Consider the following 23,392-nt stretch of genomic DNA (forward strand, 5'->3'; position numbering starts at 1 on the left):
TTCCTTCATGCTTAATACCTTAGTCTGTTCTTGTTCATTTTTGCAGGCAGGAAATTTCCACTTATAAGTGGAAATTGTTTGGAAATTAATAAATGCATCTTTGGTATGTTTTTTGCTCTATTTGGAAATTAAGTGGAAAAATTGACATCAGTCAACTATCTAAATAAGATGTAAATAACAATACTTTGAATAAAATGTGTTATTTATCAATTGACTATTTTTTTAATTAAAAAATGGAAACAAAAAAAGGAACTGGAAAGGGAAGTGGAAGCTATAAATGGAAATGATGTTGCGTGGGTTGTACCCGCTTCCATTTAGTCACTTTGGCCGTAAAATAGACAGTTTAGGATAGGAAAGTATTTATAAGAGTTGTGGTTAGGATCACGTAAAAGTCAGCAACTTCCACTTTTCCACTACAAAGTGGAAATTGCTACCAAGTTAGAGGATACGCGCTAAGCTATCTTTAGCTATTACTTGGAACTCATTGAAATTTTTGACACTCACTAAGCGACGTGTTGTCTTTTCTTTTACAAAGGTAACGAAAAGGTCATAAATAGCCATTGCTTCTTCATAGTCTGTTTTACTGATAGCTAATAAGAAAATGACATAAGCATTTTCTTTGGTTTCTTTATTCCACTCAATGCCTTTCGGGGCGACAACGGTTGCAACCACTGTTTTATTGGCAAGTAGCCCTAAAGAGTGAGGCAATGCGATACCTTCCCCGAGCAAGGTGGAAACAATTGATTCACGCTCTTGTAGTGAAGGGTAGAAATCAGGTGTGACGTAGCCTTCTTGCTGCAATTTATTGCAAACCATTTGAAAGAGCTCTTCTTGGCTAATTTTTTCATTAATTACCATGAAGAACCGTTCATCAAAAAAGCGCTCGATGATATAAGGGCGAGTTTGGTCAACCATGGCGAGGCGGCCAACTTGCTCTAGCTGATAGGGTGTTGGGAACGGTGCAATTTTAATAACAGGCTTATTTTTCTCTGAAATTCGTACAGTGGTAATCACGAAATCTTCAGAGACTTCATCCAAGGATTCATACTCTTGTAACGTTAACCCTCGGCTAAATTTGAGCTGTGGAAATTCACGCATGATTTTAGATTCAACCACGCGAAACGTGGAGTTCCCTGCATCAGTAACTACCAGTACTTCTGTTTGGCGAATGGAGCCAGCGCCATAGTTACGTTCGAGGCTGACTCCAATATGAACCGCAAGGTAACCTAGTTCATCTTCACTGATTGGGTGGGGGAGTAATTGCTTACTTGCACTGGTTAATGCGCTCAGTGTGACATCATAGGCGAACGGGTAATATTGTTTGATATCAGATAATAGCGGGTTTGGTGTGGAAATATGATACTGCAAACGGGTGATCAGCGATGCAAGATGAGTATTGAGATCTTTTTTGAGTTTTTCATCGCTCCGTAAGTCATAATTATATAACTCATTAATATAATTTAAAATATATTCACACAGCTCATTATGAGTACCACTTTTTTGCGTGCTAGAGTCTTGGTTACTAATGCGTTGGGCAACAATTTGGTCATGTAAATAGCTAAGTTCTGCCCCTGAAAGGTCATTGCCAAGAAAGTAGATTAAACCTTTGGATATTTCATCACAGGCTTTGCGGATCACTTCTTCACTGTCATCATTTTTGACGGAGGTGGTGAGTTCATGACCACGAGTGATACGCAAAATAGTCACCGCACAATTAAAAACTAGGTATAAATGCCCTTCGTTGCTAATCCGAATATCAAAGCGATTCATACTGTTATGTAAAACTTTATCGATATATGTCAGGTCTAAATTATCAAGGCAATCAGGGCGGAAAGTGGTTAAATCAGGGGTTATCTGTGCGGAATAGCGGCGCCATAAAGTTTCGGTCATACAAGCTCGAACTGCCCACTCGCTACCGTTCAAACGAATGCCTTGATGAGGGATACTTTCTAATGCAATTTGGTATTTATGAAGCTGTTCTCTCACCGCGCCCATATCTTGCTGTAAAGTGCCACGGCTGATAAACCACTCTTCAGCGATATCATCAAGTTTTACGGGGAGTGATAACATCAAGAGTTTTAATAGCAGGGCATCAATGCGCTCTTTGCTAGTGCGAGGAATCTGATTGTCTTCATCACTTTGTTGAGTAAAGGTAGCAAATAGGGCTTCGTCTTCAATTTTTAGTCGGTAACCGCGACCTCGCTCATATACAATATGAGCACTATATGGCTGTATCAATTCATTGATTTCATTGATATCAGAACGAATAGTTCGAGTAGAAACGGAGAAATTTTTGGCTAACTCGTCTTGAGGCACTACCTCATTGAGAATTTGAGCAAAAATTTGATTATGTCGCTGTTGAGTGAATAGAGCCACGGAAACACCTTTAAAATCAAAACGAAAAAGCATTTGAGCAAGAAAATGACTTGTTTTTTGCTCGCTAATGGCAGGACTCTAACACAAGCATGTCAATATGTAGGATATGTAAATCATAAAATTTGCGAATCCGTTCGCAAAATTCACTCTGCTATAGCAGGAAAAGGGCTAGCTTTGCTCTCCAAGATCGATTAATAGCCCTCTAAACGGTTTATTTACACTAATGATGACTTGATTGTCGTCTTGGATAAAAGCCCCATCATTGCAATTCATTTCTAACTGCTCGCCTTTTGGTGTACGCAATGTCGCTCCACCATGTATAGACTGAAGGAATGAGTTTTTTCCTTTTAGCGTGATCGCTGTTGACTCATTAGTTGCTAAATGAATTTGGGTGATCCAAATTTGTTGACGTAACTGAATGCTTTGACTTTCCCCGTCAGGAGATGCGATAAGTTTGTTCTCATTTTCACTAATGGCTATTTTTTGCAAAGGCAAAGATTCTTGCTGTGGGCAAGCATTTAGCCAGAGCTGTAAACGTGTCAACGGTGTTTTTGGGCACACATTTTGTTCGCTGTAGCTCAGGTCTGGGCGCGGTGAAAAACGCACACACTCACCTTCATCCGCTTGGATGGTGTTACCTAGGCTATCTCGATATTCTGCATGCCCTTTTAGGATGATATTTAAGATATCGACATGTGGATAGGTTCTTGGCTGTAGTGCATTTTGTGGCGCGATAACTTCTTGGTTCAGCACTCTGAGAGTTTTAAAACCCATAAAGTCTGGGTCAAAATAATGGCCGAATGAAAAGGAATAACGCGCTTGTAGCCAACCATAATCAGCTTTTCCGCAATGGTTAGCGGGTCTTAATGTCATCATAATGGTTAACCCTCATTGAAAATAAATAAGTTAATAATCTATTGTTATAATAAATAGCTGGACGTTGAATTGTTAGCCAGTTAATCTGTTTCCTTTGTTCAAATTTCCTGAAAGAGAAACTTCATGAGTAAAGAGAGAGCATTAACGCTTGAGTCATTAAGAGTTATGGATGCAATCGACCGCCGTGGTAGTTTTGCTGCAGCCGCTGAAGAGTTGGGGCGAGTCCCATCTGCGCTGAGTTATACCATGCAAAAATTAGAAGAAGAGCTCGATGTCATTTTATTTGACCGTTCAGGGCATAGAACTAAGTTTACCAATGTCGGTAGGATGCTACTTGATAGAGGAAGGATCCTACTTGAAGCCGCTGATAAGCTAACATCTGATGCGGAAGCGCTTGCAAAAGGATGGGAAACGCATTTAACCATCGTGTGTGAGGCTTTAGTTCCTGTTCATTCACTTTTTCCGCTGGTGGAACGATTGGCGGAAAAATCAGAAACACAGTTATCGTTAATTACTGAAGTATTGGCGGGAGCATGGGAACGTCTTGAAAGCGGTAAAGCGGATATAGTCATTGCTCCTGATATGCATTTTCGATCCTCTTCAGAAATTAACTCTAAATCGTTATATACCGTTAATCATATTTATGTAGCGAGCCCGGATCATCCCATTCACCAAGAACCTGAACCGTTATCTGATGCGACTCGAGTGAAATACCGTGGAATTGCAGTGGCTGATACCGCTCGTGAGCGGCCTGTGATCACGGTGCAGTTGTTGGATAAACAACAACGATTGACGGTGTCAACGATTGAGGATAAACACAGAGCCTTGTTGGCCGGCCTTGGTGTTGCGACGATGCCGTACCCAATGGTTGAACAAGATATTCGCGAAGGGCGTTTAAAGGTGGTTGGCGCAGAGTTTAGCCATGAGACGAATATTATTATGGCGTGGCGGCGGGATAGTATGGGGGAGGCGAAGTCGTGGTGTCTCCGAGAGATCCCAAAATTATTTAGAGTGTAAACTCGTTATATTTTGAGCCGTAGGGGTGTTGGCTTCATTGAGTCACCCGAGTCACATACTTATGTATTCTCACGGGATGACTCAATTTGCCGCCTACCTACAACTCAAACTATTTAGAGTTTACGAGCAGGGTTTGCTGGTAGCGATTCGAAAGAATAAATAAAACAGCTTGGTTTAATTTTCACTTATCGATGACTATGATTTGGTTTTTATCGGCTTCAAAACAACTACATTGAATAAAAAAATACCTCCCGAGGGAGGTATAAGTTGGACAAACAAATAAAGTCAATAAGGGTGATAATGAAATCGGAATTACCATTTTTTATTTAATAAATGGTCAATACTAAATTTCCCTGGGCCGGTTACTGCTAATAGTAAGAAACCGCCTGCGATAGTAAAGTTCTTCATAAACATTAAACTATTTGGTGCAACGCTAAAGTCGATATGGAACAGTAGTGCCGTTAATACGGTAAAGCCTGCTGTAAATAGGGCTACAGTTCGTGTTAAGAAACCAAATAGAATGGCTAAACCGCCACCAAGTTCTAATAAAATGGTTAAAGGTAATAAAAAGCCTGGAACACCCATTGCTTGCATGTATTGTTGTGTTCCTGCGTATGCATCTCCCAGTTTTCCATACCCAGCAACAATGAACAGAATTGGCATCATAATACGAGCTAACAATACCGCACCATTTTCTAAATTTTTCATTAAGATTCTCCAGACTAATAAGCCATTAAATATAAAGTATTTGCGATATGTGTCGCTTTGTAATGTTGTTTTCAGCACAAATAGGTAAGAAAACATTTGATGGGCTTATAATAGTCATTTGCTTATTCAATAAAAAGCAAAGCTTATTAACAAAGATAGTCAAAAAAATTGAATGCTGATGAAGGGGAGCTAGCTAAAGTGAAGAGACTTAATTTAGCATATTGATTTTGATTGGAATTACTTCTTTCCTGCATTGATCGTACTTTGAATTGTCCTTGCTATACCCCACATTGTGAAGGCTTTTTTCCCTAATTGAAGTATGCGTTTGGGTTTTTTCAGTGAATAAATCGAAAGCAGGCCTGTAGCCGCAATAAATAAAGGACGGAAGGTAACGAAGGTTTTCCAGGTACGGTCATAAGGAGCGGTCACACGTAGCCAATCTTCAGAACTTGCAGCAAGGTCGCTCCGTTGCTGCTCAATTCTGTTGAGTAACCGTTGTTTTTTTGCGGCAAGTAATTGGCGTTTATTTCTGGTCATTATCTTTACCTGCTAATGCATTCGCGTCTTGGCTTAATTGCTCCCGTGTGGAGCTCAATAAGGTAGACTGCTTTGCTTTTTTAAGAGCCCAAATAGCAAAGGTAATGGCGAGTAGGACTAAGCACCCTGTTGTTATAGCAAGTGCTTGATAACGATAAACAGGGTCAACAGACCAAAAAATAAGACCAATTAAACACATTAGGCCAAAAGCAGTAAAAAGAAGCGCTAGTCCAACTAACAATAACAACTGGATAAAATTAACTTTCTCTTCTTCGAGCTCAACGGCAATGAGTTGAAGGCGAGTTTCAACAATATTAACGGTAATACTGGCAATGCGTTGCAGTATTTCAAGGACCCCTTTACCGGGGCCCTGACGTTGTTGATTTTGTTCCATAAGCAATTAACGTTTCGCGAGAAGTACGCCAAGAACCACACCAACAGCAGCACCGATACCGATACCAGTCCATGGGTTTTCTTTGACATAGTTGTCTGCACGGCCCGCAATTTCTTTAGTTTGCTCAGTGATCCTTTCGGTGGTTTGACCGAGTTTAGCGCGAGATGAGTAAAGTACATCTTTCGCTTTGGATTTCAAGCTTTCAATCTCTTCTTTCGACTTCTCGCCTGTATCATTCAATACGGCTTCAAGAGAATCTGCTAACGCTTTTAGTTCTGCGCGTAGGTCTTCTGATGAATGATTTGATGACATATAGAACCTCCTATCAATAGAAAAGAAACATCACTGTATTAACAATAACTGTTTTTGCATTAAGTGCAATGAGTTATTCAATAATAAATTAGGGGTTAAGAAAAAATGTAAAAAACAGTATTTATAGAAATTCTATAAATATCAGTTAGTTAATTTAATTGCGGGGAGTGGGGATACTAAGACGTAAAATTAAGTAAAAATGAAAATGCGAGAACTGAGAGTTCCCGCATGGAGAATTAATTCGCTTTTTTATTTGAGAATTTTTTCTTAACGACAACAGCAATGCTACCAATTAAGCCAAGGATCAGTAGCCCTACAGGGATCAACATCAAAATGTTCATAATATGATGTTCATATTGTAGGAAAATCGGGCTTTTACCAAAGCCATAACCAATTGCAGTCAAAATTAACACCCACAGTAGGCCACTTAACCAATTGAATACTTGGAAACGACCGTTTTGCAAGCCAGCTAGCCCTGCTATTGTTGGAAGTAGTGTTCTGACAAAAGCTAAAAAACGACCAATTAACAAGGCTGCGAGGCCATGACGGTGGAACAAGCCATAAGCGCGTTGGTGGTAGTGTTCAGGTAAGTGCTCAAGCCAGCCTTTAACTATTCGTGTGTTCCCCAGCCATCGCCCTTGTATATAACCAACCCAACAGCCTAAACTGGCGCCAGCGGTTAAAATTACAATAGTGAGCGGATAACTTAATGTGCCTTTAGCGATGAGAACACCAACTAAAATCAATAAGCTATCGCCAGGTAAAAACGCTGCAGGCAACACCCCGTTTTCAAGAAACAAGATAGCGAACAGCATGAAGTAAATCGACCACACTAACGATGGGTTAGATAGGGTGACATAATCTTGGTGCCAAAGGGCGAAAAAAAGTTCTTTAACTAATTCCATTAATGTTTCCTAAACGGCAATAACAGCAACAAACTTGTTGTTGGGCAGGGAGAAATGGATTAAGTGAATGCCAAAGTGAAAGTAGTGTTTCCTCAGGCTGTTAGTGTAAAGCACGCTCACTTTAACAAAACAGAAAATAACTAAACAGTAAATTTTAAGCTTATTTTTAGAATTCATTTAAGTTTTTGCCGATTTTTACGATTTATTGCGCGGCATGGAACGATGTAAAGTGCTTAAAAATGGCGTTTAACCCGCTTTTTACCGAGAGTATGCGAAATATACTTGTTAATTTATCTTTTAATGTAAAAAAATAACGATAAAACAATAAAGGCTAATTATTGCATTTTAAGACTATTTACCGTATCTTATCGCCATAGCAAAGGGGAGTAACTTCTTCTTGTCGGTTTATCGTCATTACGGTGTACACATTACACCCGGTAGCCGAGCACCACAGTTCCCTATTTTTAGGTTATTTGTGTTGTAAGTGAGACCTTGCCAGAAGGCGGGGTTTGCTCATAATTTACAACCAAAAGAAATAGCTTGTGGTTAACGAATTTTAAGCGGCTGATGTCTTCTGGATATCAGCCGTTTTTTGTTTTTTAAGGGAAAGGAAAATGCACTCAGTTGGTAACCCGATTTTATGGGGTAGTTTTGCCGTTATTATTTTACTTATGTTACTCATTGATTTGTTCTGGCAAGGGAAACACAAAGGCCAAGCAATGTCGATGAAACAAGCTGCGGCTTGGAGTATCGTGTGGGTAACGCTTTCGCTTCTCTTTGCAGCGGGTTTTTGGTGGTATCTTAATGAGAACGTAGGGCGTGAGTTTGCTGATAGCCAAACCATGGCGTTCTTAACGGGTTATTTATTAGAAAAAGCATTAGCTGTTGATAACGTATTCGTTTGGTTGATGTTATTTAGTTATTTTGCCATTCCTGCAACTTTACAGCGTCGTGTGTTGGTTTATGGAGTATTAGGCGCTATCGTACTTCGTACGATTATGATTTTTGCAGGTAGTTGGTTAGTCACACAATTTAGCTGGATTTTGTATGTATTTGGCTTGTTCTTGCTATTTACTGGTTTGAAAATGGCTTTTGCCAAAGAAGATGACTCGCCAATAACGGATAAACCGCTAGTAAAATGGGTTCGTTCTCATTTACGTATGACGGATGAATTACATGGTGAAAAATTCTTTATTAAACGTAATGGCGTCCTATTTGCGACCCCACTTATTTTAGTGCTGATTTTAGTTGAAATTAGTGACGTGATATTTGCGGTGGACAGTATACCCGCTATTTTTGCGGTGACGACTGACCCATTCATTGTTTTAACATCGAATTTATTTGCAATTTTAGGCCTACGTGCCATGTATTTCTTGTTGTCAGGGGTTGCTGAAAAGTTCTCAATGCTAAAATACGGTTTAGCGGTAATTTTAAGCTTTATCGGTATAAAAATGCTATTGATTGATATTTTCCATATCCCAACACCGATTTCGTTGGGTGTGATTGCGTCAATTTTAGTCGTGACGTTAATCATTAATGCAATTGTTAATAAACGCAACGAAGCAAAAAGTTAATTTATCTTTTTTATTTTTAAATCCTCTGCTGTAAAAAGCAGGGGATTTTTTTTTAACCCCCTGAAAACGCTCAACCATTTTGTTTATCCCATTCTACTATAAGAAACAAAACTCTATTGAGATCACAGTTATGTAAAATGTTTGTTAAACAAAGTCAATCATTGTGTATATTTTGAATAATTGCCTTTTCAGGCGACTATTATTCCTTATACTTGCTGTGCAAACACATTTAATTCCTAATAAAGATAAATAATATAGGTCTATTATGGATACAAATAAAACAGGGTTATGGCGAGTTATTAGCCAAGGTAGTCTAGTCAAACAGATACTGGTTGGCTTGATAGCGGGTATTTTGCTTGCATGGTTATGGCCATCTGCTGCAAAAAATGTCGGGTTGTTAGGGGATTTATTCGTTAGTGCGTTAAAAGCTGTTGCTCCTGTACTGGTTTGGGTGTTAGTAATGTCATCCATTGCTAACCACCGCCAAGGGCAAAAAACCAATATCAAACCTATACTGGTGTTGTATATTTTAGGAACATTTTTTGCCGCGGTTGTCGCCGTTATTGGTTCTTTCCTGTTCCCATCAAATTTAGTCTTAGCGGTAGGTGATACACAGCTAAATCCACCGGGTAATATTGCTGAAGTGTTAAAAGGCTTGCTAATCAATATATTTGCGAACCCTATCGACGCACTGATTAAGGGCAATTATATTGGTATTTTAGCGTGGGCGGTCGGGCTGGGTATTGCACTGCGCCATGCAAATGAAACCACAAAAACTTTAGTTCATGACTTTTCTAATGCAGTAACACAACTGGTACGGGTTGTGATCCGTTTAGCGCCTTTAGGGATTTTTGGCTTGGTTGCTTCCACTATCGCAACGACAGGCTTTGCAACCTTAAAAGGCTATATTCACGTTCTCGCAGTATTGATTGGCTGTATGCTGATTGTTGCTTTCATTGTTAACCCATTGATTGTTTACTGGAAAATGAAACGTAACCCATACCCATTAGTTCTCGCTTGCTTACGTGAAAGCGGGGTAACAGCATTCTTTACACGTAGTTCAGCAGCAAATATCCCTGTGAATATGGGGATGTGTCGTCGCATGAATCTACATGAAGATACTTACTCTGTTTCTATCCCATTAGGTGCAACCATTAATATGGCTGGTGCAGCGGTAACGATTACAGTACTGACGTTAGCCGCCGTACATACTCTAGGTATTCCAGTTGATATCCCAACGGCACTGTTATTAAGTGTGGTTGCTGCGGTGTGTGCATGTGGCGCATCAGGCGTTGCCGGCGGTTCACTATTACTGATCCCATTAGCTTGTAACATGTTCGGTATTTCAAATGAAATTGCGATGCAAGTGGTCGCGGTTGGTGTGATGATTGGCGTATTACAGGATTCAGCAGAAACGGCGCTTAACTCTTCAACTGACGTGTTATTTACGGCAGCGGTGTGCTTAGCGGAAGATGAGAAACTGGCTAACGCTGAAGCGCGGCTATCTCATCGTGATTAATTGTTAATTAAATATATTTTGAAAGGGCAGAGACAGCGAAAGTGAACTCTGCCCTTATTTTAGTGGGTTATTGAGTTAAAACTCATTACGTAAGCGGCGATAACCTTCGACTAACTGCACATTAGTTGCGGCAACTTCTTCTGAAAATTGCAAAGAGGCGCGGTCAACTTGTTTAAACTGAGATAAATCACTGTGGGCATTTACATGTACGCAGGATGGAATATATAAAGCAGGGGGTAGCGTTAAACCATCAACAACAGCGTTATAGCGAACAACACAGTTTTCCCCAATTTTGCAATTAAATAGAACGCTATTAAAACCAATAAATACTCGTGTAGCAATATTACAAGGGCCATGGACAATGGCACGATGTGCTATTGAAGTATGTGAGCCAATTTGTACTCCAGCCCCACTTTTAGAATGGATAACAACACCATCTTGAATATTTGAATGTGGGCCTATTACTATCGGTGACATATCCCCCTCTTCATTGAGTTCATCAGCTCGGATGACTGCATATGGGCCGATATACACGTAATCTTCAACAATGACTTTGCCACAAATAATTGCGGTAGGGTCGATATAGGCTTTTTCTGAAATAACAGGGGAGTGTCCTGATGGATTTTTACGCAGCATGAGTACTCCGTTTCCAGTGCGTGTGAACAACTGCATTATGTGCATGTAAACTTTCTTGATGCTCTATATTAATGTTCACTTCGTCATAGTGACATTGATGACGAAAAGCCATGACTAGTTTTCTCGCTGCATCTTCACAAAACATCAGGTTTTGGGCATTTGCGATAGCGAAAGCTTGTTCATCATTACGTTTAACAACAGTTTGTACAGGTGTTGAAAGCACGTTTTCAATTTGATTAATTAATTCAATGATGGGAAATATTTTATGACTAGCTTTCAACGCTATGGTTACCCATGCCCAGCTGCGTTGGCTATGTGGTGTAGCGGGTAACCCATTTTTAGCTAGCCAGTTGAAAACTTGAGGGGGATATAATGGTTGTGTCTCGTCCTCAAATTCAATAGCAAATTGTTGTTGAATTACTTGGGTACTGAGTGCCGTGGCACTAGGACATGTCGATGAATAAGGAACCCCAACTTTTAAACAGATAATAAATGATTTGTTGAAATTTGCATTTATTTCAAATGGATATGCTTTCCATCCATGCTGGTGAGAAACTAAAGAAGGGCGAGATAATAAAATATCGCCATAAAGTCGAAGAGATGACTTCGATGATACATGGCTATGGGATATTAAAATCTGCTCTAGAGCCTGTTGAATCAAATTGGGGGTTAGTTCATGCTGTGTGAGTCCATCTAAGGTCTGATACAGCCGGGACATGTGTATTCCTTTCTGTCCTTGTAAATCAGTACCGACATCAACAAGTGCGTTGATTGGACGACCCGCTATCTCAATAGGTAAAGCAATCCCTGTCATACCGACCCAGTCTAGCTTGATATTGCTATAAATATCATTTTCCTTTTGCGCATCCGGTAAAGATGAACAACGTAATTCAGTTGATACTGTCATAACCCCTCAGCCATTCTTAATTTACAAATAGTGGTTATGTTATAACATAACAATTGTTTAGAGTGAAGAAAAAGAGGTATAAATATCAGTTAGGTTAAGGAGTGCAGTTCCCCCTCAGATAAAAGGCTCACCTTAGGGGGACATGAAGAGGCTAAATCTGATATGCGGTTTTCATCCCTTGCTCAATTGCTCGGCGGGCATCCAGTTCTGCAGCAACATCCGCACCGCCAATCACATGGGCGTTGATCCCGTGTTCTGCTAGTTGTGTTTTTAATGGGCGGTAAGGCTCTTGCCCTGCACACAAAATGACATTATCAACAGGCAGGCACTGTGTTTTATCTTGATAGCGAATATGGAGCCCTTCGTCATCAACTCGCATGTATTCCACGCCATTTAGCATTTGAACACCGCGTTTCATTAGTGATAAACGATGTACCCAACCGGTTGTTTTACCGAGGCCTGCTCCCACTTTACTGTTTTTCCGCTGTAATAAATACAATTGACGAGCTGATGCCATAGGGACTTTTTGTGGGGGTAATACACCACCTTTAGAATGAATTGTGGTATCAATATTCCACTCTTTATTAAAGAGTGAATTATCTAAACTGCTGCTTTTCCCTTCTTGGGTTAGCAATTCAGCAACATCAAAGCCAATCCCTCCAGCGCCAATAATAGCGACACTTTTTCCAACAGAGCGTTGTTTGGTGATGACATCGATATAGGAAATGACTTTATGGTGCTCAACCCCTTCGAGCTGGATTTTTCGTGGGATGACACCCGTTGCAATAATGACTTCATCAAACCCCGATAAACAGTCAACATCGGCTTGTTGTTCAAGGCGTACATCAACATTCAATAATTGTAATTGGCGGCAAAAGTAACGGATGGTTTCATGGAATTCTTCTTTGCCAGGTATCAGTTTAGCGAGGTTAAATTGGCCACCTATATGGTTAGATTTTTCAAACAAAGTGACACGATGCCCACGCTTTGCCGCGTAAATTGCACAAGATAACCCAGCGGGCCCAGCACCAACAATCGCAACGGATTTACTCAGTGCGGCTTTTTCGTTGGGATAATCCATTTCCCTAACAGCTTGTGGGTTAACTAAACAACTGGCCAGTTTTCCACTAAAAATCAGGTCGAGACAGGCTTGGTTGCAACCAATGCAAGTGTTAATTTCATCTGCTCGATTTTCTGCGGCTTTACGAACAAATGCTTCATCAGCCAGAAACGGCCGAGCCATTGAAACCATATCCGCTTGGTGATTGGCAATAATATGTTCTGCAACAAAAGGGTCATTGATGCGGTTAGTGGTTATCAGTGGAATATTCACTTTCCCCATTAATTTTTGCGTAACCCAACTAAATGCACTGCGAGGAACTTGCGTTGCTATCGTCGGTACTCGAGCTTCGTGCCAACCAATACCGGTGTTGATCATACTCGCACCCGCGTTTTCAATTTGTTTGGCAAGTAATTCAACCTCTTCCCACGTTGAGCCATCTTCAACTAAATCCAGCATGGAAAGCCGGTAAATAATAATAAAGTTAGCGCCAACGGCTTCCCGTATTCGCCGTACGATTTTAATGGGAAAACGAATTCGGTTTGTGTAACTTCCACCCCATTCATCGGTTCTATGGTTGGTACGTTTGGTGATAAATTGGTTAATTAAATAACCTTCAGATCCCATAATTTCGACACCATCATAGCCAGCTTGTTGAGCTAGCTTGGCTGTTGTCACGAAGTCATCAATCGTTTTTTCAACTTCATCAGTTGAGAGTTCTCGGGGGGCGAATGGAATAATCTCTGCTTGAATAGGGCTTGGTGCAACTAATTTAGGATGCAGGCCATAACGCCCTGCATGTAAGATTTGTAAGGCGATTTTACCATCAGCTTGGTGGACGGCATCCGTGATTTGTTGATGAAATGAAAGCTGGTTTTTATCGTTTAATACCGCGCCATGAGCGGTAAGCGCCCCTTCTGGATTGGGGGCGATACCACCGGTAATGATCAGACTGACTCCATTTTCAGCGCGTAGGCGGTAAAAATGTGCTAGCCGCTCGCTGCCTTGTGGGTGCTCTTCAAGCCCAGTATGCATTGAACCCATCAAAATACGGTTTTTTAGGACAGTATGGCCTAAATCAAGCGGGGTAAAAAGGTGTGGAAAATTGCTCATTATTATACTCCCATTCGGGATTTCATTAACAGGTCAGATGAGTTAACTGTAGCGTAATGAAGCTGCAATTTGGTAAAGATGTTAAAATTTTGTGATTTTTATCATATGTTTTCGGTTAAATAGCTGAGTGTCATAAAAAAATAGGTGTTTTTTTATTTTTATGTCATAAACAGAGATTAAAAAAAGAGACACACAGCATAAAGAACGATATAGGGGAAACAATGATGAAAGAGATTTGCCAAGCTATTACTTTAGAAGGTGAATACGTTCGCCTTGAACCTCTATCCCACCAATATGATATCGAACTGGCAGATATCATTCGACGAGATGGGTTGAATAATTTGTGGTATGCCTTAGTTCCTGAGCCTGAGCATTTCTCTCAAGATGTGGAAAAGCGCCTGGAAAATTTTCAGAAAAAGGAATGCTTACCTTTTGTGGTGATTGATAAACGAAGCGGTAAACCAGTTGGTATTACTTCTTACAATCGTGTGGACCATACAGTAAGGCGGGTTGAAATCGGAGCCACTTGGTATGGAATAGAAGTACAACGCACCGCATTAAATACAGAAGCTAAATATTTGCTCTTAAAGCATGCTTTTGAGGAATTGAATTGCGTTGCAGTGGAGTTTCGTACACATTTTTTAAATAGCCAAAGTCGTCGAGCCATTGAACGGCTAGGGGCTAAGCTTGATGGTATTTTACGCAACCATATGAAAACTAAAACGGGTGAACTGCGTGATAGCTGTATATATAGCATTATTGAGTCAGAGTGGCCGTCAGTAAAACACCACTTAGAATGGCAGATGGTGAAACCGCGCTAAGGTTAGCTGTAGGTAAGTCGCCCACCGAAAGGTGGGCGATATTAGCTATAAATACTCATGCATGGGTTTGGTCATAAACACATTATTTGGCATTTTTTCTGTGGTGGTATAGCCAGCAGGGCTATTAATCAGTGCAGGAATACGGTTCACTAAATTTGCACAGGTTAATTCTACGGTTGCTGGGTTATTCACCTCAATTGAGGTGTCGGGTTCTCCAATTAACTGCCAGCTATTTTTATCGCACTCATCCGCTGTTAAGATTTTCCCAATACACTCTGTTTCGAGGGTAATACCTTCTGCGGTTTCGGTGATTACCACTGCTGATAAGCCTAATACATCCCCTTTTTTCACGGTCATTTTGAGGGTGTCGGAGTAAATATCTTGTTGGGCAATTTGCGGTACACAGCGCTGAGTTTGGCTGGTGATCGTTAACCCAAGTCGGCTGCATAACCAACCATTTTGCGTCCACATATACGGTGGTGCATATTCACCGCTTTCGATTTTCTGCGAAATAACATCGTAAGGTAAGTCGTTATAGTTACCAATTTGTTTGTCGAACTCGTCAACAGTTAAACCCGCACCGTGGCCGACGGCGAGAGCGATACCGTAATCTTCAACGTTATAGCAGCTAGAACCTTTAATTTTCACCAACTTGTGCATGGAGCCTGCTAAAGTGTCAATGATCACACCCCAAAACATATCTGGGTAGCCACTTCCTGCAAGGGTACAATTATTTTCTTTGGCTAATGCATCAAGCTTTTGTGTAATTTCAGGTGATGAATTCCATGGATAAAGGGCTTCTTCTCCGGTTGAAATGGCGTTTACACCATGACGTGCAAATAAGGAGAATGCATCTTCTAAATCAGCCATGGTACTCAATGTTGCGATGATGCCAACATCAGGTTTTAAGGTTTCGAGGGTTTTATCCGCTTCATGTAGCGGCTGTACTTTTACCCCTGTTGGTGTTGTTCCTGCAATTTCACCTATATCTTTACCAATAACGGTTTCATTGATATCAAAAGCCGCCACAACTTCAGCACCATGTTCTTGCAAGTAACGGATCAAAAATTTGCCCATTTTTCCGCAACCATATTGAACTGCACGTACTTTTTTCATCATTTTTGTCCTATATGCGAATTATCTATAGACCATATTGTGAGATCTGAATGTAAAAAATATTGTTTTATATCAATTATTTGAATAAAGAACTTTTAATAAATTTAGTTGTCATTATGATGTTGTTTTTATTATTAATTTGATATTGGTAAGAGTTAAATATAGATAAGGTGTGAGAAAGAGATTTAAATAAAAAATAGTGGGGCTCATTAAAATTGCAGAAAACGATGTTCGAATGATAGTAATTACTTATGCTATCGCATTGAATTATAAGAAGAGCGATTGAGTTGAACACAATTTCAGCATACGGTTTCGAAACACTAGACCTAAGCGAAAACTACACGTATAATCCTCTCCACTTTGGCCCCTTAGCTCAGTTGGTTAGAGCAGTCGACTCATAATCGATTGGTCACTGGTTCAAGTCCAGTAGGGGCCACCAAATTTATCAAGGAGTTAGATGTTAATCATCTAACTCCTTTTTGTTTTCACCTCATTATCGTGAGTGTTTAACTCACAATCTAACTGGCTGTGAGCCTTCGGTTTTAACATTTTAAAAATCAATTTCAACACTTATCGTTAGGAAAACAGTGAAATTGTTTTTGCTGTTCAACGTGTTCTTCCTTTATCCATCCTACTTTATCCGTAATGGGAAAGAATAAATAGTGTATAACGTAAATGGCGACAAAATTCTGAAAAAATGGAAAACGGACATAAAAAAATGTTTTTTTATATGTTAATTCGATATATCACTAAGTGTTGGAATAAAATACATTTTAAATATGCATTTAAAGAATATTGCACTGCACCGTCAAGGGGGTTAATCCCTGTGGGCTTAAAGATTAATCTAATAGTGTATTTTTGTTTTTATTAATCAATGGGTTATTTAATTTTTTCTGTGTGAAATATTTGGTTACATAGTTTATTTCTATGTACATTAGAACTTACTGGGCTTATCGCAGTTTGGTCTATTTTTTGTTCGATGATTATTTGGCTATGATTCATTTTTGGTGTTTTTCTGGAGTTATATAGCGATATTTCAACCCGTTTACGCTAAGTCACTTATCCTAGGGAGATACAGACAGGCCCTCCGGTTTACAGTCCATTCATAAGCTTTTATTATCCTTAACTCAAATCTTACCGTGCGCACTGGCTGAGATGACGGAAATTAATCGATAATTATGTCGACCTAACCCAATTTGTCATTCTGGATAAAGGATATCGCTATGCCAACTCCATGTTATATTTCCATTGAAGGAAAAACCCAAGGCAACATCACTGCCGGTGCATTTACTGCCGATTCAGTGGGAACACACGGTTGCAGGCACATCCGGTGCCGATGACTGGCGTGCGCCGCTCGAAGCGTAAGTTCAAATTTAGCGAGCCTTTCGAGGCTCGTTTGCGTTTTTAGCTTTTTCTCCTGTAGAGGAAACTCCCATGTCTTGGAAAGACCCCAATAAAAACAAACGACTTGGCAACCCCGAAAATAATCCACTTATTCACGGTGGTGGGTATGCGGGTGGCAGAACCTATGCACAAGACCAAGCTTTGCAAGAAGCCCATGGGCAACTGCTAGAGCGTATTATGAATGGCGAAATGGGGACGGGGTTGGTATTCACTTGCACAATTGGTGGGCTACCTGAAAACACCTTTCAAGTGACCCAGTTTGATTTGCAAGAAGGGCTTTCCCAACTCTTTTCACTGTCGATTCAGGCGGTCAGCCCATTACCCGAGATTGATTTTCAAACGGTGCTGGGTGTGGCCTCTTCGTTGACTGTAAAGCGAGATGGAAAAATTCTTCGCACGGTACAAGGCATTTTAGCCGGGGCAGAGCAAGGCAACACCGATGGGGTTAAAACTTGGTATCACTTTGTGATACGCCCTGAAATGTGGGTGATGACGCTTAAACAGGACAGCCGCATTTTCCAAAATATGACGGTGCCCCAAGTTCTTAAGGTGTTACTGGATGAAGCGCGTGTGAAACACGATATGCAATTCTACCATTCGGAAGAGCATCTTGAACGCTCCTATATCACCCAAAAGCGCGAAACGATGTATGAGTTCTGGTGTCGCCTTGCTGCTGAAGAAGGGATTAATTACTGGTTCGAAGAAGGCCCGCAACTGTTTTACAGTGACCGTCATTTAGGCATGAAAGCGGGTATTTCGCTCACCTATAATCCGCAATCAGAGACCGACATTACTGACAGTACGGCCACCACATGGCGCTATGCTGAGCAGTTGTGCAGCGATATTCGTGTGGATAAAGATTACAACCAACTCCGTCCCTCTTACCCGCTGAGTCACCAAGTCACTGGTGAAGTGCATCAGCAACATGAGGTGTTTGAAAGTTACGGTCGCTTTCAAGAAGATGCAGAAGGTAAACCCTTAAATCAAATTCGTTACGAGCAATCGCAAAACCAGCGTCAAGTGGGGTCAGCCACGACGAACTGCATTGAGTTAGCACCGGGGCGTATTTTTACTTTGTCTAACCATCCTAGCCCTCGAATGAATACGACATGGCAGGTGGTGAGTGTCTCTCATCATGGTGTGCAGCCATTAGCGGATAACAGTGGTGGTGAAGGCACTCAATTGAGCAACCAGCTTTCCTTTGTGCCTAGCACTCAAGAGTGGCGACCGCCTTACCGATATAAGCCGCTTGCCGATGGGGATGAAGTTGCGACAGTCGTAGGCCCAAAAGGGGAAGAAATTTACACGAACAGCAAAGGGGAAGTGACCGTCTATTTTCATTGGGACAGGCGTGGTATTCCTGACCACAGTGCTTCTTGCTGGGTACCTGTAATGCATGGCTGGAGAGGAAATGGCTATGGGTTTATGAGTATTCCCCATATTGGGCAGCAGGTTTTAATCAGTTATCTGAATGGCGACATTGACCGCCCCGTCATTACGGGATGCATGTACAACGGTCGCAATGCCCCTCCGTTAGATTTACCGACCCAAAAAACACGCACCACCTTTAAAACGTGCACTCATAAAGGGGAAGGTTTTAACGAATTACGTTTCGAAGACCAAGCAGGGCAAGAAGAAGTATATATTCATGCCCAGCGTGACATGAATGTGCATATTCAACATGATAGCCACACCCATGTTCAACAGGATGTCAAACAGCGTATTGACCAACACCGTTTTACTGACATTCAAGGGGATGACCACCTTCACATTAAAGGGACGCACAAGGCTCAAATAGAAGGTGATATCTCTGAACAGGTGCTTGGCAGTTATCACCAACAAATTAACGGTGCACTGGTGAGTGAAAGTGGTCAAGAGACCCACATCACCAGCCAAGGGAAAGTGGTGATTGATGCGGCGACGGAAATTACCTTAAAAGTGGGCGGCAGTTTTGTGCGAGTGACACCGGGCAATGTGTTTACGTCAGGCAATGTGGCGATTGGCGACAGTGCCGGAGGCTCAGGGCAAGCGGTAGACATTCAATTGCCGGATGGCGTTGACCCGTTTGCGGCACCGCCTTACCCCATTAAACCCTATTGTGCGATGCAAGCCCAAGCGACGGGCAGTTGGGTGATTAAGCCTAATGGGGGAAATCAATGAGACTCACCCCTTGGACAACATGGTTAACGGCATCGAATACCGACCCTATCTATTTACTGCTCAATACGTTAGCCACACCCAACCCGACAGACTTATTGTTTGCCAACGATTGGGTTGAACAGGCATTTCCTATTTACAATGGCACTGCACTGGCCCATTTAATCGGTCAGAGCCCGTGGCTTGTGAAGTTAAAACCGAGTGCGTATGCCCCATTGGGGCAACTGCTTGACCGTAAAGGCTTAAGTGATAACACATGGGGCTGGGCGTATCGCAGCTCGCTGGATTGGCAATACCAGTTACGTCATTGGCAAAACCGCCAATTGGTGGAGCTGAATGAAGAGCTCGTGGTGCTGCGTTTAATGGACACACGTATTGCGAATGTGCTTATTCCCAAAATGCGTGAGGTAGATTGGTCTGTGTTGATGACCCCTGTTCATGAGGTGATGTTGGAGACACCCAGTGACCCTGCTTTTTTTGAATCACCTACCCGGCACGACCCTTTGCCTATTCCAGAACTGCAAGCCCGTCCGTTCATCATGGGGGAACACTTACAGGCTGCGTGGGAAAACTCCGCACAGTTTATCGAGCTGTTAGCGGAAAACCTGGCGTGTGAACTGTGGGAAAATCACGCAGAAGCTGCTCTATCCCTCGACACACCGGAAGGCCAACTTCACCGACGTTTAGTGGATTGGTTACACCTGCATCCCTCACTCGCGGGGGATATTCATACTCGTACCGCCACACAATTTACGGACTATGCCCAGCAACAAGGCTGGTTAACCACGACAACGGAGCCGTCATGAGTCAGAAGGTTGAATCGTGCATTATCTGTGAAAACTACCGATTTTGGTTAGAACTGCAATTGGTCGATGATAAAGGACAACCCTTAGCCAACGTGCCGTATACGCTCGCCGAGCGAGGCACAGGCCGTACGTTGCAAGGCAGCAGTGACCCACAAGGCCTGATTAAAGCGGAAGGCTTAACGGCTCGTCCGTATACACTGAGCCTTGAAGCGCAACCCTTAGCCGATGCCCTGACAACGCTGTCGCCTCCGGCAGCGATTCAAGGCAACGATAAGTCACTGAGTGATTATTGCCGTGAGCAAGGGTATCTCCTGAGTGAAAATAACCGCGCAGGGGCGTTTAACCCGAATGTACCCACCACGGTTCACCGCATGACAGCGGGGCAAATAAGCCGTTCTACCCACTATCAACAACGGGATAAGGGCTATCCCCTATTGTTCCCGTATGACCATCGCCGTGTGATTGCGATTAAGCGGATAGCCGAGCCGGTATTTGCTAAATCGACCCTAAGAGGGCTAGGCAATACGGATGAGGGACTTGACGTAGAGGCCTTGGCTAACTTTGGGGTGTGTGATTACAGTAACTATACTTGCAACACAGTGTCAAACTCGACACAAACAGTTCCTCAATCAAGCTGGGTATCTTCATTCTTTAGCGCATTAAATCCGGTTGGCACCGCACAGGCTTTTCCAATTGGGGGAGCCATGGGCAGTGGCGCTATGGCAAGTGGTGGTGTTGTCGGTGGTGCCGTGGGGCAGCAAGAGACGTCGTTTGGATGGGATAACTCACAAGAAAGTGCAAATCACCGTATTGCTCGACATCTTGAGTATGAACTGCGAAAACCGTCACCGTTGGTTTTAAGTGCAAATATTCTGTTTGCCATGGTAGCGAATTACTATGAAGGGGACAGCTTAACGCAGCCTGATTTGCTGGAAATTGCTGAGATGGGAGGCTCTGCACCGACGCGTATGCGAGTGGGATTTGCCTCAACGGGAACCACAGCGGCAGCGATGGCAAGTGCATCTCAACTGATTGCATACCATACCGAGCGAGACAGTGGGTTTGACCAAGTGCCAGTGATTAAGGGTGAATTGGCTTCCGAAGCTGAAGCGCGAGAAGTGTTGAGCTTACCGATATATCAATCCCCAAATGGATTGCCGAGTGCTAATAACCAAGCCGAAATTTACCGTTTTGATGCAGATGGAACAACCCTTTACATGGGCGTGGCGGCATCGGGGGAGATAATTAATATCTCTGCGCGGATTGATGATATTCCAAATGAACCCATCATTCATGCGGGCCCCTCGCCTCAGCCTCAAAGAGTAGAGAAACCGGAAGGTTTTGCCATCCATGAGTCTGATACTCGGCCTGAAACACTGCCGATTGCGGATGATGGGATTATTTGGCGCCATACGGGGCACGATGTTGAACCGGTGGATTTTCGAGATTATATTTTGACGGTAGACAGGAAGGATGTTAAGCCTGTTTACGTAAGTTTAAATGAATCTAAAAATGTCACAAATTCAGCTGGTGAAACCGTAGAAAGAAAATTTGTAGAGGATCAAGATGGACTTTTAGAAGAAGCAGAAAAAGCGGCAGGTGGCAGCTTAGATAATTTTAAACCAATAAAAGAACACTGGTATGAAAGTCCAGATGGCACAAGAAGAATTGAGTGGAATCCAGACGGGCATAAAAATACTAATGAGGGTCCACATGTAACTATCCGTGACTATAATGGTAAACGATACAGTGTGACGGATAAAATTTTTATAAAAGGTAGAGAGAAGTATGATGGAAAACCATAAATGCATTAATCTGATAGAGGCAAATGAAATATTGTCACCTATTTTAGGTGATAATATTGAAATAATTAATTTCATAGATTATGCCGAAGATGAAAATTTCTTTTTAGTTAAAAAACTGAATAACTGGGAAGAAAAAGATGATATTGATATATTAGAGGAAATTGATTTTAAAAGATATCAACTAGGTGAAGTGATTGTATTAAATGATTTCTTATACGAAAAAAAGATGGCATTTTTATTAGACTCTAAAGATATTGATTCTTTTTTGGATTGGTATTTTAAAAAATATAACTCTTGTTTTATTGATGGCGATACTATTTTCTTTTCTATAAGCAAAAAAGAAATATTATTATTCAATCATGATGGTTATTTAATGGTATATAAACTACCAATTAAGTTAATAGAAAAGGGTATTGAAAAATACATTAATTTTAAGGCTAAACATAAGTTATAATTGTGATGACTATGGTTCATAATCGATTCAGTTTAATTGCTATCATCATTGGAGCTTTTAGCATTCTTGTAATACTTGTTAATCAAAGCTTTGAGCGTGAATACGTCCAATCCAAACCTAAGTTAGAGCAAATTGTTCATGAAAAGGTAAGTAGTATAAAAAAAGCGACAATCGATGCAATTAAAGGAAAAGCGTATCAAGCTCCTACTGTAGATCCTGCCAATGAACAGCGACAGCTTTTATTAGATAAAATTGAATTATCCAAACAAATTAGTATAACGCTCAGTGTGTTTGGCATTATTTTGACTGCTATTTCATTTATTCGCCATGAAAACAAAAAATCGGGCAGGATAGCGTTAGCGCTAAATGGGAGTGTTCTCGCTATTTCTCTTCTATTGTATGCTGCCGCAGGTATAGCCAGCATTGTTGCTGTTTTACTTGTCATTTGGTTTATAGGTCACTTTTTTGACATTTTTAGTATTTGCTAACTTTTTCAGAAAAGCACCCTAATTTTTTACGTAAAACAGGTGATTTTAAGTATCAGCTTGAACAGATTTTAGCAAAGCTTGATCAGGAGAAACAACGCAATGCGTAGTCTTGTGAACGGCAGAAAACTCATTTTAAAAAATGATACGACGAATACTGGTGGTACGGTACTGACAGCTTCTTCTCTCGCCAAGCAAACCCAAGGCGTCGCTTGTGTGGGCGACTCTGTTTACTGTCCTTCATGTAAAAAAAACGGCACTATCGTTGAAGGCGATAGCTTAATGAAAATTAATGGTATCCCTGTTGCGCTAGAAGGTCACAAAGTCGCTTGTGGGTGTTCAGGGGGCTGCGTGCTTGTTGCTGTAGAATAAATGTTAATGTGTTTTAACTTGCTCATATAGCGTGCATA

21 protein-coding genes, 1 tRNA gene and 1 pseudogene are annotated in these 23,392 nt (G+C 41.4%); 12 read left to right on the forward strand and 11 right to left on the reverse strand.

The genetic code is table 11. From position 1 onward, the window contains the following. Positions 1–438: 438 nt before the first annotated feature. The gene (locus M1F25_RS05180) at positions 439–2,409 is read right to left on the reverse strand and encodes a BglG family transcription antiterminator (protein ID WP_004258168.1); all 1,971 of its coding nucleotides are present in this window, start codon (positions 2,407–2,409) and stop codon (positions 439–441) included. Positions 2,410–2,544: 135 nt separating this feature from the next. Continuing rightward, the gene (locus tag M1F25_RS05185; protein WP_094961527.1) at positions 2,545–3,252 is read right to left on the reverse strand and encodes a pirin family protein; all 708 of its coding nucleotides are present in this window, start codon (positions 3,250–3,252) and stop codon (positions 2,545–2,547) included. Between the two features lie 123 nt (positions 3,253–3,375). Here M1F25_RS05185 and M1F25_RS05190 point away from each other — a divergent pair, with 123 nt between their 5' ends. Further along, entirely contained in the window at positions 3,376–4,269 is an 894-nt protein-coding gene (locus M1F25_RS05190; protein ID WP_004258161.1) for a LysR family transcriptional regulator, read from the forward strand. Between the two features lie 312 nt (positions 4,270–4,581). Here M1F25_RS05190 and M1F25_RS05195 read toward each other — a convergent pair whose 3' ends face one another. The 5 genes from M1F25_RS05195 to M1F25_RS05215 all read right to left on the reverse strand — a co-directional run bounded on the left by M1F25_RS05195 (position 4,582) and on the right by M1F25_RS05215 (position 7,125). Continuing rightward, entirely contained in the window at positions 4,582–4,977 is a 396-nt protein-coding gene (locus M1F25_RS05195; RefSeq protein ID WP_004258158.1) for a DoxX family protein, read from the reverse strand. A gap of 237 nt (positions 4,978–5,214) precedes the next feature. Then, positions 5,215–5,514 (reverse strand): YqjK-like family protein, encoded by a 300-nt coding sequence (locus M1F25_RS05200; RefSeq protein ID WP_004258151.1) that lies wholly within the window; start codon positions 5,512–5,514, stop codon positions 5,215–5,217. Beyond that, a complete protein-coding gene (locus M1F25_RS05205) occupies positions 5,501–5,908 on the reverse strand; it encodes a phage holin family protein (RefSeq protein WP_004258148.1) in 408 nt (135 codons plus the stop codon). The genes M1F25_RS05200 and M1F25_RS05205 overlap by 14 nt, the downstream gene beginning before the upstream one ends. A 6-nt stretch (positions 5,909–5,914) precedes the next feature. Further along, complete coding sequence (locus tag M1F25_RS05210) at positions 5,915–6,220, reverse strand: DUF883 family protein (protein WP_004258145.1); 306 nt, start codon at positions 6,218–6,220, stop codon at positions 5,915–5,917. Positions 6,221–6,456: 236 nt separating this feature from the next. Beyond that, positions 6,457–7,125, reverse strand: a complete 669-nt coding sequence (locus tag M1F25_RS05215; protein WP_004258110.1) for a DedA family protein — start codon at positions 7,123–7,125, stop codon at positions 6,457–6,459. 614 nt (positions 7,126–7,739) lie between these two features. Between M1F25_RS05215 and M1F25_RS05220 the strand changes: the two genes are divergently transcribed. Next, the gene (locus M1F25_RS05220; RefSeq protein ID WP_004258103.1) at positions 7,740–8,699 is read left to right on the forward strand and encodes a TerC family protein; all 960 of its coding nucleotides are present in this window, start codon (positions 7,740–7,742) and stop codon (positions 8,697–8,699) included. A gap of 265 nt (positions 8,700–8,964) precedes the next feature. Then, positions 8,965–10,218, forward strand: a complete 1,254-nt coding sequence (gene sstT / locus M1F25_RS05225; RefSeq protein ID WP_181489394.1) for a serine/threonine transporter SstT — start codon at positions 8,965–8,967, stop codon at positions 10,216–10,218. A 75-nt stretch (positions 10,219–10,293) separates the two neighbouring features. On the opposite strand, the gene M1F25_RS05230 is transcribed toward sstT, so the two are convergent. The 3 genes from M1F25_RS05230 to M1F25_RS05240 form a co-directional block, all read right to left on the reverse strand. Continuing rightward, on the reverse strand, positions 10,294–10,854 hold the full coding sequence (locus tag M1F25_RS05230; RefSeq protein WP_004258097.1) for a carbonate dehydratase: 561 nt from the start codon (positions 10,852–10,854) through the stop codon (positions 10,294–10,296). After that, positions 10,844–11,761 carry a GTP cyclohydrolase FolE2 gene (gene folE2 / locus M1F25_RS05235; protein ID WP_112307575.1) on the reverse strand — a complete coding sequence of 306 codons (918 nt, stop codon included), beginning with the start codon at positions 11,759–11,761 and terminating at the stop codon, positions 10,844–10,846. Before folE2 ends, M1F25_RS05230 begins: the two co-directional genes overlap by 11 nt. Positions 11,762–11,912: 151 nt before the next feature. Next, positions 11,913–13,934, reverse strand: a complete 2,022-nt coding sequence (locus M1F25_RS05240) for an NADPH-dependent 2,4-dienoyl-CoA reductase (RefSeq protein WP_181489396.1) — start codon at positions 13,932–13,934, stop codon at positions 11,913–11,915. A gap of 224 nt (positions 13,935–14,158) precedes the next feature. Between M1F25_RS05240 and M1F25_RS05245 the strand changes: the two genes are divergently transcribed. After that, positions 14,159–14,755: a GNAT family N-acetyltransferase gene (locus M1F25_RS05245; RefSeq protein ID WP_181489682.1), complete on the forward strand. Its 597-nt coding sequence runs from the start codon at positions 14,159–14,161 to the stop codon at positions 14,753–14,755. A 45-nt stretch (positions 14,756–14,800) separates the two neighbouring features. Here M1F25_RS05245 and M1F25_RS05250 read toward each other — a convergent pair whose 3' ends face one another. After that, a complete protein-coding gene (locus tag M1F25_RS05250; RefSeq protein WP_181489398.1) occupies positions 14,801–15,874 on the reverse strand; it encodes a dihydrodipicolinate reductase in 1,074 nt (357 codons plus the stop codon). A gap of 359 nt (positions 15,875–16,233) precedes the next feature. Between M1F25_RS05250 and M1F25_RS05255 the strand changes: the two genes are divergently transcribed. The 8 genes and pseudogenes from M1F25_RS05255 to M1F25_RS05290 all read left to right on the forward strand — a co-directional run bounded on the left by M1F25_RS05255 (position 16,234) and on the right by M1F25_RS05290 (position 23,354). After that, positions 16,234–16,310: transfer RNA gene (locus M1F25_RS05255), tRNA-Ile, on the forward strand. A 784-nt stretch (positions 16,311–17,094) separates the two neighbouring features. Beyond that, positions 17,095–17,178 (forward strand): annotated as a pseudogene (locus M1F25_RS05260) (type VI secretion system tube protein Hcp); the annotation flags it as partial. Positions 17,179–17,305: 127 nt separating this feature from the next. Further along, a complete protein-coding gene (locus tag M1F25_RS05265) occupies positions 17,306–19,435 on the forward strand; it encodes a type VI secretion system Vgr family protein (protein WP_181489400.1) in 2,130 nt (709 codons plus the stop codon). Beyond that, positions 19,432–20,238 (forward strand): DUF4123 domain-containing protein, encoded by an 807-nt coding sequence (locus tag M1F25_RS05270; RefSeq protein WP_181489402.1) that lies wholly within the window; start codon positions 19,432–19,434, stop codon positions 20,236–20,238. The genes M1F25_RS05265 and M1F25_RS05270 overlap by 4 nt, the downstream gene beginning before the upstream one ends. Next, on the forward strand, positions 20,235–22,043 hold the full coding sequence (locus M1F25_RS05275) for a hypothetical protein (protein WP_181489404.1): 1,809 nt from the start codon (positions 20,235–20,237) through the stop codon (positions 22,041–22,043). The genes M1F25_RS05270 and M1F25_RS05275 overlap by 4 nt, the downstream gene beginning before the upstream one ends. Then, positions 22,027–22,497 (forward strand): hypothetical protein, encoded by a 471-nt coding sequence (locus M1F25_RS05280; protein ID WP_112307761.1) that lies wholly within the window; start codon positions 22,027–22,029, stop codon positions 22,495–22,497. Before M1F25_RS05275 ends, M1F25_RS05280 begins: the two co-directional genes overlap by 17 nt. Positions 22,498–22,502: 5 nt before the next feature. After that, on the forward strand, positions 22,503–22,985 hold the full coding sequence (locus M1F25_RS05285; RefSeq protein WP_112307775.1) for a hypothetical protein: 483 nt from the start codon (positions 22,503–22,505) through the stop codon (positions 22,983–22,985). 99 nt (positions 22,986–23,084) lie between these two features. Beyond that, on the forward strand, positions 23,085–23,354 hold the full coding sequence (locus M1F25_RS05290) for a PAAR domain-containing protein (protein ID WP_181489406.1): 270 nt from the start codon (positions 23,085–23,087) through the stop codon (positions 23,352–23,354). The last annotated feature ends 38 nt before the right edge of the window (positions 23,355–23,392 follow it).

This window comes from Providencia sp. PROV109, assembly GCF_033681625.1.
Classification (GTDB): Bacteria; Pseudomonadota; Gammaproteobacteria; order Enterobacterales; family Enterobacteriaceae; genus Providencia; species Providencia hangzhouensis.